At 33.9% G+C, this 14,527-nt stretch carries 12 protein-coding genes; 10 read left to right on the plus strand and 2 right to left on the minus strand.

Annotation, left to right across the window (positions count from 1 at the left end):
* The first annotated feature begins 73 nt into the window (after positions 1 to 73).
* The 8 genes from LBV24_RS07470 (at position 74) to LBV24_RS07505 (ending at position 8,335) form a co-directional block, all read left to right on the plus strand.
* Positions 74 to 673 carry a DUF7486 family protein gene (locus LBV24_RS07470; protein WP_224477977.1) on the plus strand — a complete coding sequence of 200 codons (600 nt, stop codon included), beginning with the start codon at positions 74 to 76 and terminating at the stop codon, positions 671 to 673.
* Between the two features lie 94 nt (positions 674 to 767).
* Entirely contained in the window at positions 768 to 1,379 is a 612-nt protein-coding gene (locus LBV24_RS07475; protein WP_224477978.1) for a hypothetical protein, read from the plus strand.
* A 126-nt stretch (positions 1,380 to 1,505) separates the two neighbouring features.
* Positions 1,506 to 2,951, plus strand: coding sequence for an MltF family protein (locus tag LBV24_RS07480; protein ID WP_224477979.1), 1,446 nt, complete (start codon positions 1,506 to 1,508; stop codon positions 2,949 to 2,951).
* A 233-nt stretch (positions 2,952 to 3,184) separates the two neighbouring features.
* Positions 3,185 to 4,666, plus strand: a complete 1,482-nt coding sequence (locus LBV24_RS07485) for a glycoside hydrolase family 30 protein (protein ID WP_224477981.1) — start codon at positions 3,185 to 3,187, stop codon at positions 4,664 to 4,666.
* 33 nt (positions 4,667 to 4,699) lie between these two features.
* Positions 4,700 to 5,455 (plus strand): GNAT family N-acetyltransferase, encoded by a 756-nt coding sequence (locus tag LBV24_RS07490; RefSeq protein WP_224477982.1) that lies wholly within the window; start codon positions 4,700 to 4,702, stop codon positions 5,453 to 5,455.
* A gap of 138 nt (positions 5,456 to 5,593) precedes the next feature.
* The gene (locus LBV24_RS07495; RefSeq protein WP_224477983.1) at positions 5,594 to 6,649 is read left to right on the plus strand and encodes a serine hydrolase domain-containing protein; all 1,056 of its coding nucleotides are present in this window, start codon (positions 5,594 to 5,596) and stop codon (positions 6,647 to 6,649) included.
* Positions 6,650 to 6,714: 65 nt separating this feature from the next.
* Entirely contained in the window at positions 6,715 to 7,569 is an 855-nt protein-coding gene (locus tag LBV24_RS07500) for a CPBP family intramembrane glutamic endopeptidase (protein WP_224477984.1), read from the plus strand.
* 34 nt (positions 7,570 to 7,603) lie between these two features.
* A complete protein-coding gene (locus LBV24_RS07505; RefSeq protein WP_224477985.1) occupies positions 7,604 to 8,335 on the plus strand; it encodes an NAD(P)-dependent oxidoreductase in 732 nt (243 codons plus the stop codon).
* Positions 8,336 to 8,520: 185 nt separating this feature from the next.
* On the opposite strand, the gene LBV24_RS07510 is transcribed toward LBV24_RS07505, so the two are convergent.
* Positions 8,521 to 10,707 (minus strand): amino acid permease, encoded by a 2,187-nt coding sequence (locus tag LBV24_RS07510; protein ID WP_224477986.1) that lies wholly within the window; start codon positions 10,705 to 10,707, stop codon positions 8,521 to 8,523.
* A gap of 640 nt (positions 10,708 to 11,347) precedes the next feature.
* On the opposite strand from LBV24_RS07510, the gene LBV24_RS07515 reads away from it, so the two are divergent.
* Positions 11,348 to 11,968, plus strand: a complete 621-nt coding sequence (locus LBV24_RS07515) for a YqaA family protein (protein ID WP_224477987.1) — start codon at positions 11,348 to 11,350, stop codon at positions 11,966 to 11,968.
* Positions 11,969 to 11,983: 15 nt separating this feature from the next.
* Here LBV24_RS07515 and LBV24_RS07520 read toward each other — a convergent pair whose 3' ends face one another.
* The gene (locus LBV24_RS07520; RefSeq protein ID WP_224477988.1) at positions 11,984 to 13,651 is read right to left on the minus strand and encodes a tetratricopeptide repeat protein; all 1,668 of its coding nucleotides are present in this window, start codon (positions 13,649 to 13,651) and stop codon (positions 11,984 to 11,986) included.
* Between the two features lie 391 nt (positions 13,652 to 14,042).
* Here LBV24_RS07520 and LBV24_RS07525 point away from each other — a divergent pair, with 391 nt between their 5' ends.
* Complete coding sequence (locus LBV24_RS07525; protein ID WP_224477990.1) at positions 14,043 to 14,423, plus strand: ester cyclase; 381 nt, start codon at positions 14,043 to 14,045, stop codon at positions 14,421 to 14,423.
* The last annotated feature ends 104 nt before the right edge of the window (positions 14,424 to 14,527 follow it).

The following is a 14,527-nucleotide window of genomic DNA, read 5'->3' on the forward strand; positions in this document are numbered from 1 at the left end:
TTCTCAAGGCTGATTTTTGTCATAAAATTCCTTAGTTATTAGCACTACTTTTAATTGACTAATAATTTTTAAGATGACAACAATCGTTAATTACCTCAAACAAGCAGTTTTATGTACTATTCTAATGCTTTTTAGTTTTAGTATTGGTTTGGCACAAGACAATGAAAACAACCACAAACCCGAGACAGATCTTCATCCAGAAATTTTTTGGGACGTAAAGGCTTATAGACCTGAAGCCCAATTATTGAAGGTGAAAGGTATTGATAAAAATGGTAAAATGCATGATGTAAAGGCCATACAATATTCAGAAGATACTAGCTTATTAGATGTAAAATTATTAATGAATGGCCAACGTCTTCCTATTAAACTAATTGATATGAAAGGTGAAGCTTTTCATCCATTGAAAGGAATTGACAAAGATGGAAACCTCATAGACATTAAAGCAGTAACTGATGATGGAGAAATTCTTGATGTTAAGGGTGTGAGTAAAACAGGAAATGTAATCCACATTAGAGCAGTTGCTGATTACGGATTGTTTTATAATATCATTTCCATTGCTCCAAACGGAAAAGTTAATAATGTTAAGGGACTAAAAATGTTAAGTACAAAAATAGAAGGTGTAATAAATGGTGTTCCAATTTTTGCGCATGTAAAGTCAATGCAACAAGATTAAAGATTTATTATCTACTTGATTGATTTTGTGTTTTTTCGTAACTTTATAAAGACCCCTTATGCACTCTAATTAGGTTTAATTTAAATTGTTTCATATGACTAATGAAGTATTAATTACAGTAGTTGCGGGCTTAGTCCTAGTCCTATTCGCGTTTATTTATCAAAAAAACAGAGGCTTGAGAATTATTGTTGGAAGTATTGGTGCCTTGCTATTGATACATGGTGGATATACCTATGGGACTGTCCAACCAATTCCGTACATGGAAACTTTTGATACAGGCAATAAATTGATGGTTCAATATCCAGTTGATCGTGTTCAAGTGATTTCACCTGTAGATAAGGATACGGTTAAATGCAGAATTATTACAATGGGAGTTTATCCAGAAAACCACACTAATGATATCTGGGTGCTATTAAAACCTGCAGATGACAAATATTATCCACAAAGTGATTTTACAAACACGTCTTATAAACTTAATGGTGAATGGCAAGTTGTGACAAGATTTGGAGGTGATGCTGGCGAAAAATATGATTTGATTGTTGTAGAAACAGATTCTATTGCTTCAAAATTCTTTGGTGATACGATATCAAAATGGAAAGAAGCTGATGATTACGTAGGTCTTCAAGTATCTGAAATACCAGAGACTGCTGTAGAATTAGAACGCATATCTGTCACATTACAAGATAATTGTAGAGGAACTCATTAATAAAGAGTTTTATAACTTACGGACCCAACATTAAATAATAGTGTTGGGTTTTTTTTGTATTATTTAATCTTAAATCGAGGATATAGTCATGTTATTCAAATATTCCTATATTTATAGAACTTGATTATGAAACCTAAATCATTTTTAGTTCTAATAATAGCCATAAGTATTTTTTCTTGTGAAATTGGGAAAACCAATTCTAAAGGAGATTATACCGTTATAAACCCTATTGTAGCTAATTCTGTAGATCGTGATTTAGCTGATATTAAAGAAGATGGTGTTCTCAGAGCTTTGGTAGTCTATAGCAGTACTAGCTATTTTTTATACCGAGGGCAAGCAATGGGATTTGAATATGAACTACTTAAGCAACTTGCTGATCATCTAAATTTGAAACTAGAAATAGTTGTTTCAAAAAATTTAGACAATGAATTTGAAGTTCTAAATAGAGGCGATGTAGACTTAATAGCTCATGCTATGACCATCACCAATCAACGAAAATGGGAAGTTGATTTTACGGAATATCTCTACTTAACAAGGCAAGTTCTAGTTCAAAGAAAACCTTCAAATTATCGTCAGTTATCCTATAAATCCTTACAGAAAAAAGTGGTAAATGACCCTATAGAACTCATTGATGATACGGTTTCTGTGAGGAAGAACTCAGCGTACTATGAACGGTTAATTAGTTTATCAAATGAAATGGGTGGTAATATCGTAATTGACACATTAGACAGTTCATTGTCTACAGGTGAAATAATTAAAATGGTTGTAGAAGGGGATATAAAATATACTATTGCCGATGAAAATCTAGCTAAAATCAATGCGTCTTATAGTCCAATTTTAAAAATTGATATTCCAATATCTCTTTCACAACGTATCGCCTGGGTAACACGCAAAAAATCAAAGAATTTTAAAGCAGAAGTTGATAATTGGATACTCTCTCAACGTAACAAAAGAGATTTCAATATTGTTTACAATAAATATTTTAAAAACAAAAGATCATTCAAACGTAGAACCAAAAGTGATTATTATAGTCTTACCAATAATCAAATTAGCCGGTACGATGATCTTATTAAAACCCATGCGCAAAAATTAGATTGGGATTGGCGTTTATTGGCATCACAGATATTTCAAGAATCACGATTTGACCCTAATGCCAGTTCTTGGGCAGGTGCAGAGGGCTTAATGCAAATTATGCCAACAACAGCTGAAGCTCTAAATATTGACAATCCTTCAAATCCGGAACAGAGTTTAAGAGGAGGCACTAATTATCTTAAGCAACTGTATGGTCAATTTGAACACATACCTGATAAATTAAATCGAATAAAATTTACAATGGCGTCTTACAATTGTGGATTAGGTCACGTGCTAGATGCTCAAAGATTAGCTGAAGCTGAAGGCTTAGATCCGATACAATGGGAAGATAGTGTAGAAGATATGCTTTTAGCATTGCGTTATCCTAAAAACTACAATCGAAGTGAAGTGAAATATGGATATGTACGTGGTTCGGAACCTGTAAATTATATTGCCCAAATTTTTGAGCGTTATAACCATTATAAGCAGTTTATTGACTAATCGTTTTTAAGAAAAAACTTGCTAAAAATTATTTTATATTTTTGCAATGTCAAAATTCAGTAGGGTGTTTTTTGACAACCAAGCTAATCTAATAGTGAGGTTATCCCCTTATTAATAACACACTAAGGTACCAGTAATGGTGCTTTTTTTATTCGTATATCATTCTAATAATCAGTATATTTAAAGCTATAGCAATTCAAGCCAATTACGCTCAACAAAAACTAAATGCATTCATGAAAAAATTATTCTACCTCTCAGTAATAACACTACTTTTCGTTTCTTGTAATAATAATAATAACAAGATTGAAAAGGCAACTTTTGAGGAAACTGAAACCAATGTAACTAAGAATTTCATAGGTAATAATGCTACCGTTTACCTAACAGCTCAAAATACAGATAAAAGGTTGACTTTAGACTCAGAGAAGCAATTTACAAAGGCAAATCAACCCTTAGAAACGGAAATAGCTGTTTTTGTAAATCCAGAGAAAAAATTCCAGGAGTTTTTAGGAATAGGAGGTGCTATTACAGATGCCGCAGCCGAGGTTTTTTCAAAATTAACTAAAGATAAACAGGAAGAATTACTTAATGCCTATTTTTCTGATGAGGGAATAAACTACAATATCATCAGAACCAGTATTCATAGTAGTGATTTTGGTTTAGGAAGCCATACCTATATAAAAGAAGGGGATAAGGAGCTTAAAACCTTCTCAATAGAGAAGGATAAGGTAAAACGAATTCCTATGATTAAACGTGCGCAAGCACTTATTAAGGATGATTTGGTGTTTTATGCTAGTCCTTGGAGTCCACCAGCTTTTATGAAAACAAATAACCACATGCTTCAAGGTGGCAAATTGTTACCAGAGTATAATCAAACTTGGGCAGATTATTTTGTGAAGTTTATTCAAGCGTACGAAGCAGAAGGTATACCAGTTTGGGGAGTTACCATTCAAAATGAGCCTATGGCAGTGCAACGATGGGAGTCTTGTATCTATACAGCAGAAGAAGAACGAGATTTTCTAAAAAACTATTTAGGCCCAACCTTCGAATCTAATGGCTTTGGCGATAAGAATATTGTAGTATGGGATCATAACAGAGACTTAATTTCACATAGAGCGAATACTATTTTTGAGGATCCTGAGGCATTTAAATATGCTTGGGGAATAGGGTTTCATTGGTATGAAACATGGACTGGTGGTGATCCAAAATATGATAATCTAAAAAACATTAAAGAATCCTTCCCAACTAAGAATTTACTATTTACCGAAGGTTGCCAGGAAAAGTTCGATCCTACCCAATACCAACGTTGGTCTAATGCGGAGCGATATGGTAATTCTATGATAAACGATTTTAATAGCGGAACAGTAGGTTGGACCGATTGGAATATTCTGTTAAATGAAAACGGTGGGCCAAACCATGTTCAGAATTTTTGCTTTGCACCAATACACGCAGATACTCAGAATAATGAACTTATTTATACACCAACATATTATTACATAGGTCATTTCTCAAAATTTGTTAAACCAGGTGCAAAACGTATTAGTACAACAGCAAGCAGAAGTACTATAGAGAGCTCATCTTTTCAAAATCCAGATGGACAAATAGTTACTGTAGTGATGAATAAAGCAGATGAACCAATAGCCTATAAACTATTAGTTGGTGAAAGTGAAATGGTTTTAGATATACCAGCTCATGCTATGCAAACTATTTTATACTAATGAATTATTTCTGTTGGTCTTAAATATAATATTATGAATTTAGTAGAGGTCACACCAAAAAATGTATTGAGTGAAACGCTATTCTGTATCAAGGATACCAAAAGACAAGGGTTTAAGGATAAAATGGCTTGGTTTAAAAAGCGTTTTAAAGAAGGTTTAAAAATTAAAATTCTTAAGGACGAAGAAGATAAAATGATCGGCTTTATTGAATATGGACCAGCAAGTAAAGCTTGGCGACCAATTGATGCCGATAATTACATGTTCATCCATTGCACATACATATATTCTAAGAAAAACCGTGAAAAGGGTAATGGTACACTTCTAATTGAAGATGCAGAGCAGGAGGCAAGAGCACAAGGCTTGGATGGAGTATGTGTAATGACTAGCTCAGGTGGTTGGCTAGCTAATAAAACTTTATTTGAAAAGAATGGGTTTAAAGAAATTGCTACTAAGGACCGTTTTGAACTTTTAGTTAAAACCTGGAATGAAAATGCAGCACCACCTAAGTTTATTGATTGGACCCTACAACAAAAAAAGTACAAAGGATGGCATTTGCTATATGCAGATCAGTGCCCTTGGAATGAAAAGTCAGTGGCTGCTTTATTAAATGTTGCCATGGATTATGGTATCGATTTAAAAATAACCAAAATAAATACCGTAAAACAGGCTAAGAAGGCACCATCAGGCTTTGGAGTATTTAATCTATTGCATAACGGTAGGCTTTTAGACGATCATTATCTCAGTGCTACACGATTTAAAAATATTTTAAGGGAAGAACTTAAAAATTGAGATTTTAAGAGATATCCCAAGCTTTTACAATAAAATCCAATTCATCCATATTAAATTACAGTTCGGTAATTTGTTATTTCATTACTGTACCTTCTAGAATATATTTGAAACATCAATCAAGAACAACAGTAAAACATAATGAAAAGTACGTCGAAAAAGACCAGTAAAGGGAAACAAATATTCAGAATCATTCTGCTTACCAGTACATTTATTTCCCTATGGTTTGTGCCATGGATTTTAGTAAAGGCCTGGATTCTACCACTACCAGATACGGTACAAGCACAGGTTGATCAGACCTTAAGCCATGGTTTTGATGGCGTTGTTGTTTATGTAGATGAAGCCGGTAAACCACCAGCGTTCTATGCAGCTGGTTATCATAACAAAGAAGAAAACATCCCAGCCAAACCAAACGCTTTCTTCAAAATAGCCAGTATTAGCAAACTTTACGTGGCAGTGGCTATCACCAAATTAGCGCATAAAAATCAATTGTCATTAGATAAACCGCTCACTCAATATTTTCCAGAACTCGCAGGTAGAATTGAAAACGCAGATGAAATCACCTTAAGAATGATGGTACAGCACAGAAGTGGTATTCCTAATTTTACAGACAATCCTGACTTCTGGAAAAACCAACCAAACAGCAATATAGATGTGCTTAAATATGCAATTGATTTACCTGCAGTGTTTCAGCCAAACGAGGATTATGGTTATTCTAACACCAATTATTTACTGCTTTCAAGAATCATTGAGCAAGTAACAGGAGGTAGTCGTCAAGACTATTTTGATAAAGAAATTTTAGAACCACTTGGGTTGAAGAATACTTTTGGATCCATTGACGACGTTAATCTAGATGATGTTATGAGTGGTTATTACGTTGGTATTAACAAGGACTTCAAAAACGAGAATAATGGCATGATGATCACCACTGCAGAAGATGTAGGCATCTTTTTAAGGGCTTTAAACGATGGCTTTTTACTCAATGAAAAGGAAATGGAAATCTATACGTCTATTTATGAATTTAATCATGGTGGATTAGCTCCAGGTTACCAATGTTTGGCTGAATATCATAAGGATATTGATGCTGTTGTGATTCAATTTATGAATACCACTGATTTTGAAGGCTACCATTGGAACTTGTTAGAAATAACACATTCTCGAGTTGTTAAAATCTTACGTAAAGTTAAGGATCTTTAAACCAAAGATTACAGATTGTAACAAGTATGGCGCTATCTCGTCAGTAATGGTATAACCGACCAAACATGACTGAAAACATCACAACTAAAAAACAAACCTGGATAACAATTTTCATATTTCTAGGGTTTGTAATTGCACTTACCTCACCATTTCATTATGCCATAGTAAATTTATATCCATCTAGAATCTATGTTGGAGCCATAATGTGGTGCCCTGCAATAGCGACATTTATGACATTAAAAATAAGAGGACGTAAGATTTCATCTTTACATTGGAATTGGGGAAAATGGAAATATATTCAATGGTGTTACTTAGTTCCTGCCTTATACGGCATAATCACTTATGTATTCATCTGGATTTTTGGATTCGGAAACGTAGCTAATGAAGACCTAATTACAGAATGGGGAAAAGAATTGGGTTTGTTTGGTATTGGAACTTTAAATCCTACTTCGATAACCATTTTAGCTATTATTTTATTAGGTACAGTTGAAGTGATAAGAGCTGCTGCAACCACTTTAGGTGAAGAAATAGGATGGAGGGGATTTTTTATCTATGAATTAAGAAAAGTACTTTCCTTTACTGGTGTATCTATTTTTAGTGGATTTGTTTGGGCAGCTTGGCATTGGCCACTTCTGGTTTACTATAGTAGTAATGTGTTATTAGAATTTATAACCTTCTTTATCGTAATTATTTCTATGTCATTTATTATGACCTACTATACCTTTAAATCTAAGAGTCTGTGGCCAGCAGTAATTTTTCACGCAGTAAGCAATGTGTATATTCAAAAAATAATGCCTCCTCTAATAATAAAAGTAGAAGGAACAGAATACTGGCTAGGTGAAAACGGAATTATGTTTGCCATAGTAACATGTGTTTTTGGACTATACTTTTGGAGAAAGGCCATAAAGGAGAATTTATAGAAAAAAAATAGCATCAATCAATCAATAAAACAGCATGAAAGTATTAGTAGCGGGAGCAAGTGGTGCCACAGGAAGCAAATTAGTAGAACAACTTTTAAAGGATAAGCATACCGTAAAAGCCATTGTAAGATCTCCAGAGAAGTTACCAGAATCGTGGAAAACCGATCATAGTTTGCAGATTATCAAAGCAAGTCTTTTAGATTTAAGTGATGCAGAAATGAGCACTATTGTTAAAGACTGTGATGCTGTTGCCTCATGTCTTGGGCATAATATGACGTTTAAAGGTGTGTATGGTAAACCAAGACGCCTTGTTACAGATGCCACGCGACGACTTTGCGATGCTATAATAGCAAATAATAGCAATACCAAAACAAAGTTTGTTTTAATGAACACTACAGGTAACCGCAATCGTGATTTAAACGAACCCATTTCCTTTGCTCAAAAATGTGTTATTGGGCTGTTGCGTTTATTACTGCCACCACATGTAGATAATGAAAAAGCGGCAGATTATTTGCGTACTCAAATTGGGCAAGACCATAGTTTTGTGGAATGGGTTGCCGTAAGACCAGATGGTTTAATTGATGAAGAGCAAGTAACAGCTTATGAAATCCATCAATCACCAACCAGAAGTGCCATATTTAATGCAGGTAAAGTAAGCCGCATTAATGTTGCTCATTTTATAGCTAGCCTAATCACTGATGAAAGCCAATGGAATAGCTGGAAAGGACAAATGCCAGTGATTTATAGTAAGTCGTATCAAGATTAATTTTTTGATGACAATTTGAACCAATTGTAATTATCAAAGTAAGGCAGAATGTTAGTTGTAATTTATTAAACATCATTTAATTGCAGTTAAATTTACTAACCAGGTTATAGTAAATCCTTTGTTCCTATAAGATAGGATTTTTTAGCACAAAAAATGAGAGACCTTATAATTAAATTATAGAAGTCTTATTTTGTATCTCCTAAATCTAAGTCGAGTTCGTTAAAATTATGTGCGGCTTTAACTAATAGTGTACTTCCTATGGCATCAAATAATTTATTGGTTTTCAGTACAAATTCAGCTTGCTTTTCAATATTATAGTCAGGTATACCTACAATAGTCAGATCTGTAGTTTTTGATTCTTCTTCAATAATTTTATAAAAGGTCTTCTGTTCCACGGCATTATTAATAATTTTTATAGCGACCAGAACCCTTAAATCTTCAACTAGTTTTGAGATTTTTGATTGAATTACAGACACATCAACATTATTATTATTTACAAAAAGTACTCTTACACTAGTATTATTCCATTTTGGAGAGGCGATAATGAAACGTGCAATATTTAGCATCATTTCTGCATTTTTACTATCGGTTTCACGCCACCAAAAATCCACTGTATTATAATTTCCAAATTTTGTTTTTCTGTCAAAATCCAAATACAATAAATTATAATCGAGATGGAGTAGGGTTTGGGTCATATTAGAATACTCTTTAGAATTCTCTAAACCCTTTGGCCAACCCATCATAATGGTATTAGGCTCAACGCCAGAAAATCCGAAGGTTGATGCAATACTTGTAATTCCACTATAAATATTGCTCACCTTTATTTGTCTTGCAAAAATCCCAAGCTCTTTAAACTTTTCATCTCTTACGATTTGATCAATTTTTTTTAAGGGTGGCTTGCTGTTATTCTTGTCTAAAATGAGTTTAAAATTAGTCACAATTCCTGTACGACCCGAAACGGTTTTACAGAGTTCTAAAAGATAGGCTTGATGATCACTTTCACCACTAAATAAGATGATATTGGGATTCCAATTGGTATTTTCTTCAACTTGTGCATCAATTTTTTTCAGTCCCTTATTAACAACATTTTCCCATACACTTTTCCAAACGTCATTAGATTGTAATTTCACTTCTTTACGCTGCAACCCAAAATACATGGCACTAATAACCGCTAAAGCCACCAGCATAGCAATCATATCTAACTTAAACATCACAACAAAACAAGCGATAAAACCAATTAGACCAACCCATCGCTTCACCTTAAACGTAGGTTGAAAATCAGGATTAGCCCAACTTTCTAAAAAGAATGAAATATTTATAAACCCATAAGCCGTTAAATAAAACATGGAAACGACACGCGCAATTATACCAAGCTCACCAATGAGGATACCGCATTCTGCAATAATAAAAGCAAGAAATAGGGCGTTCACAGGTTCATTATTGGCACCTTTTCCTTTACTAAAAAAGGTAGGTGTGACCTTATCAATGGACATGGCCTGTAAAATTCTAGGACCTCCAAGAATACCGCCAATAGCAGAGGAGAGGGTAGCGCCCCAAATACCAGCAACAACAGCAGGTGCAAAGAGTGCGATTTTCATTAAGATATTATAATCGGTTCTTAGGACTTCAGAATTAATGGTAAATGCCATAAAAACGGCAAGAATAATATACACTACAAGACCTACACCAATAGCATAAAGTGTACCGCTTGGAATCGATTGTTTTGGATCCTTAAGGTCACCACTCATGGCTATACCAGCCGTAAAACCTGTCACTGCCGGAAAAAACACAGCAAATACTACCTCTAACGGAACGGCATTGTCTGATGGAATTAAATTTATTGTGGTTGGCGCAAATTCTGTTGAACCAAAAAATATGGAAACTATAGACACCAAAATAGCCGCAAGAATTATAAATTGGGTTTTAAGTGCCACTGAGGTACTTATAAGGGCCAAAACAGTAAGTCCTAAAAGCGCAATAGTCCCTGTTAATCTAAGATCATTAATTTCAGTACCAAACCCTAGGTATGCATTAAAACTTTCGGCAAAACCTATTAAATATAATGCGATTGAGAATGCGGTACCAACGAATAAGGCTATACCAATAGAACCACCAATAGGTATGCCCATACTTCTAGAAAGCACATAATATATGCCACCAGCACCAATTTTTTTATCAGTAGCTACAGATGATACACTTAATCCTGTTGCCACAGATATAACATGCGCAATAACAATTATAACAATAGCACCAATTAAACCAGCATTACCAACAACCCAGCCCAATCGCATGTACATGATAACACCAAGTATAGTTAGAATAGAAGGTGTAAAGACACCAGCAAAGGTTCCGAATTTCTTTTTTTGTGGCATTTAAGCGATCGTCCTAGTTGAAGGACATTTAGTGCACCAATATAATTATTCTTTTTATTCTATCAAGGATTTGATCAAGTACAGATTGTTATTCCTTATGGTATTACTAGATTAATTATGTCGTAAACGTCATCTTTAAAAAAGATTTTTTTTAAAATATTTATAATTATGAGGCAAATTATTACATCTATAATGACCAAATTAAAAAGCATATAGATAGATTCTATATAAGTATATATCTATGATTATGTAGAATACCGCTTACAGCGCTATTAGCTTTACTATGTAAATGTTTTATAATTTATATTATGTAAAATAGTATTTGTAAAGAATAAACCATGAAACGTCCACTCTGTATCTTCATATCATCATCCACTGGATCATAATATTCAGATAGTATGTAAAATAGTATATGTGTAATTCTTGACTGTACTTCCCTATAATATAAGTTGATGATTAAGTAACTATAATATTACTATGTGTCGGTAGTATTCGTAAATAAAGGATTACATTATTAGCATCCCTATATAAAATAGTTTGTATTTCAACGAAAAATTTAAGAATTATGTTAATTATATAAAGCAATAATTATATTTGATTGCCCTCTTTTCCCCTCACAGACTAATAAAACTTAACCTAAATGAAACCTACACGTTCACGATCTAACTCGGATAAAACCCGAATTCAATTACTACATCAATACTATTCTTACACCGGATTTTATGAATTTGTCTGGATTGCAATAAAAAATGCCTTCCCATATATTGTTGGTTTTATTGCTGCAGTAGTTACTGCGAATCAATTTATTGATGTAAATGCAACTTTAGCACGTGTAACAGAACTTTTACCAGTTTATGGTGTATTAGGTTTCTTCTTTGTTTCAGAAACTATACTTGGTCTTGTACCTCCTGAGATATTTATCGCCTGGTCTGGTAATATGCCAAGACCATGGATGTATTTAAGTATTTTGGCGTTATTGTCTTATTCTGGTGGATTAATGGCCTATTGGTTAGGTAAATTTATGACCTCAATGCCTGCTGTTCATAACTATTTAGAGGTGAAAATGGCAAAACAACTGAGAAATTCTAAAAAATGGGGTGGCATACTAATCGTAATAGGTGCTTTATTACCAGTTCCATTCGCAGTATCATGCATGACTGCAGGTATCATTAAATACCCTTTTAAAAGCGTTGTGTATTATGGCTCGTTACGCATGGTGCGTATATTTGCCTATGGTTTTGTTGTTTTCAGTATGCTTTAAATAGATAATTGGTTATTAGCCTTTATTCATTTTATCAAGTGCTCTTTGTGCACTTTTTGCCTCAGGACTATCTGGTGCTAATTCAATGACCTTATTGTAGCATGCTTTGGCTTGCTCATAATTCTTCTCATATCTTAAGGCATCACCAAAATTATTCCAGGATAAAACAGAATTAGGAAATGCTTGTGTGGTTAATGACATGACAAATACAGCACCTGAGTTACGTTCGCCACCAATCATGTTATAAGCCACTCTGTTAAACTGGTCTTCAAAATCCATAAAGGCATAGCGCTCATCTTTTACCATGGCCATAGCATCTTCCTTAACACGTTCCATCTGCCCTGTCATAAATAAATTAGTAAGATGCTCCATAGGATCTAGCACAAAACCATCAGAATTAAAACTCAGTGTTTTCTCCAAAACTGGGTCTTCATTGGCCACATACTCAGCAAAAGTCATTTCTACTGGTACATGTGGTACTGTGGCATCTCCATTTTCCCACTGTGGTTTGTCTTGCCACCACGCAAAAGATAAATACACTGGCGTTTTGCTATTTGGTAAGGTTACCCTTCTATTATCGCCATAAAAGTTTATGTTCTCACCACTTGGCTCACCAATAAAAACCACATTGGTATAGTTGTCCAGCTCATTTATTAGATTTTGACAGGCCGAAAACGTACGTCTACCAACAATTACAAACAAATGACCTGGTTTATTAATCTTTTCAGACTTTATGATACCAGTGACTATAGGTTTGTTTTTGTAATTATTACCGCCTCCATTTAAACGTACATCCAAAATAAGTTTCTCAACATCGTTGTTTTCAATAAAATCAAAAACCTTAGCATAAAACGTTGGTATATCCTCTGAAGGATCATCTTGAATCTGGCTATGTCTTATATAAAGTGCCTTTTGTTCTGGTAAATATTCTTGATAATATATCTTATCTAAAGACTTTAGGTAATTTGGTATAACATCTTGTATTCTAGAGCTTAACCACTCCCCTTCTTGCTTTATATATCCATAATTTGTAGGCATGGCATCTGGTGATACTGAGCTTAAGGTATGGTCGAAGGGTTTACCATCTTTTTCAACCGTAATAGTTACAGTCTGTGTATAACTTTTGGTGATTCCTTGTGCATGTAATATTTCTGGAATTGCTAAATAACCTACACCATAAGCCTTATAAAATTGATCGTTCTCAACTGGGAAAACAGGTTTAACACGTTGCAATGCCTCTTCTGTTGCCACACCTTCTACTGCTATAAGCTTCGCTCCTAGTATATCCTTGTGGTTTTGATGCGTGCCTTCTATATAAACGCCATCTTTAAAGTGGTATAAGTTTATGGGTAGCTTATGATATTTTACGGTTCCACCTCTAAAACCAACTAAAGTATGACCATATTTAAAAAGTGCCACAATTCTGGCTAAGCCTACTAAAACCTCATGGTCTTGCATGTTTGGTATGGCTTCATGGAGTTTTTCAACTTCAGCATTAAACGTCTCTGAAGAAACTTTTTTAAACAAAAAAGGGTATTTCTCGTTAACCGTATTTTGAAGAAATCGCAGATCTTCCTGCCATTCTGTAGCAGTCGTGGCATTTTGCGCATTGATTGGCACAACTAATAAGGAAGCTAAAACTAAAAAGATTACATACAATGGATGATTGATTGGTGGTTTCATAAGATTGATTTTTTGATTGATTGATGTTTTACAAATAGAATATAAGAAATATAGGGCATTTCTTAACCTATTTATTTTAATAAATAGACAAGCTAATCTTCAATTTGTTACAGTTTTAAATAATTTATGATGACATTTTTAAATGTCTTCGATATAATTATAGTTGGCTATTAATCAAAGTTATTAGTTATTTAGTTAGATGGTTAACCCTAGAATTGGACGATATATTTCTAGGGTTTTTCATTTAAGGTTCATAAGTTATTAACAATCATTACTTTATGTTATATAAACTGATCAAAATCATTTCAGATATCACACTTCTTTATTTACTTGGCGCCAACTAATCAGTATGATTAGAAATCAATTATTCATTAACTAATAACATATAAGCATGGTAACAATCATTAATAAAAAATTTGTTGAAGAATATTGGGAAGCCATCAGTGGAAAAGCTAAAACACCGGAGCTGAGCAATATTTACGTAAGTGATCCTGAACTTTTAGGGCATATAGCTTTTTTTGAAGCTGCATTCCCTAAGTACGAGCTTTTTGCAGATGATTACATATGTGAAGATGATAAAGTAGTTGTTAGAGCACGATTTAAAGGTGTTCACAAAGGAGAATTAATGGGTATCCCTCCTACCAATAAAACGGTTGAGTTTCCTTTTACAATTATCTATCAAATCACAGATGAAAAAATCAGCAAGAGTTGGTTATTCGCAGACATGATGGAAATTAAGAATCAAATTAGAATTAATCCTAGCCTTAATTAGTTGGCTTTAGTTTCCTGTAAACTAATTCTGCGAAAATAAAACCCTAGGCGTTAGTATTGAGCCTAGGGTTTTTCTATTGCTGCATCCCTTTATAGAGATGCATT

The sequence above is a fragment of the Winogradskyella vincentii genome (assembly GCF_020166345.1).
Lineage (GTDB): Bacteria > Bacteroidota > Bacteroidia > Flavobacteriales > Flavobacteriaceae > Winogradskyella > Winogradskyella vincentii.

Bases quoted from the DNA above. Each gene is read 5' to 3' on its own strand.
- LBV24_RS07525 (WP_224477990.1), top strand. From the start codon at position 14,043: ATGGTAACAATCATTAATAAAAAATTTGTTGAAGAATATTGGGAAGCC.
- LBV24_RS07495 (WP_224477983.1), top strand. From the start codon at position 5,594: ATGAAAAGTACGTCGAAAAAGACCAGTAAAGGGAAACAAATATTCAGA.
- LBV24_RS07510 (WP_224477986.1), bottom strand. From the start codon at position 10,707: ATGCCACAAAAAAAGAAATTCGGAACCTTTGCTGGTGTCTTTACACCT.
- LBV24_RS07475 (WP_224477978.1), top strand. From the start codon at position 768: ATGACTAATGAAGTATTAATTACAGTAGTTGCGGGCTTAGTCCTAGTC.
- LBV24_RS07480 (WP_224477979.1), top strand. From the start codon at position 1,506: ATGAAACCTAAATCATTTTTAGTTCTAATAATAGCCATAAGTATTTTT.
- LBV24_RS07470 (WP_224477977.1), top strand. From the start codon at position 74: ATGACAACAATCGTTAATTACCTCAAACAAGCAGTTTTATGTACTATT.
- LBV24_RS07520 (WP_224477988.1), bottom strand. From the start codon at position 13,651: ATGAAACCACCAATCAATCATCCATTGTATGTAATCTTTTTAGTTTTA.
- LBV24_RS07505 (WP_224477985.1), top strand. From the start codon at position 7,604: ATGAAAGTATTAGTAGCGGGAGCAAGTGGTGCCACAGGAAGCAAATTA.
- LBV24_RS07500 (WP_224477984.1), top strand. From the start codon at position 6,715: ATGACTGAAAACATCACAACTAAAAAACAAACCTGGATAACAATTTTC.
- LBV24_RS07485 (WP_224477981.1), top strand. From the start codon at position 3,185: ATGAAAAAATTATTCTACCTCTCAGTAATAACACTACTTTTCGTTTCT.
- LBV24_RS07515 (WP_224477987.1), top strand. From the start codon at position 11,348: ATGAAACCTACACGTTCACGATCTAACTCGGATAAAACCCGAATTCAA.
- LBV24_RS07490 (WP_224477982.1), top strand. From the start codon at position 4,700: ATGAATTTAGTAGAGGTCACACCAAAAAATGTATTGAGTGAAACGCTA.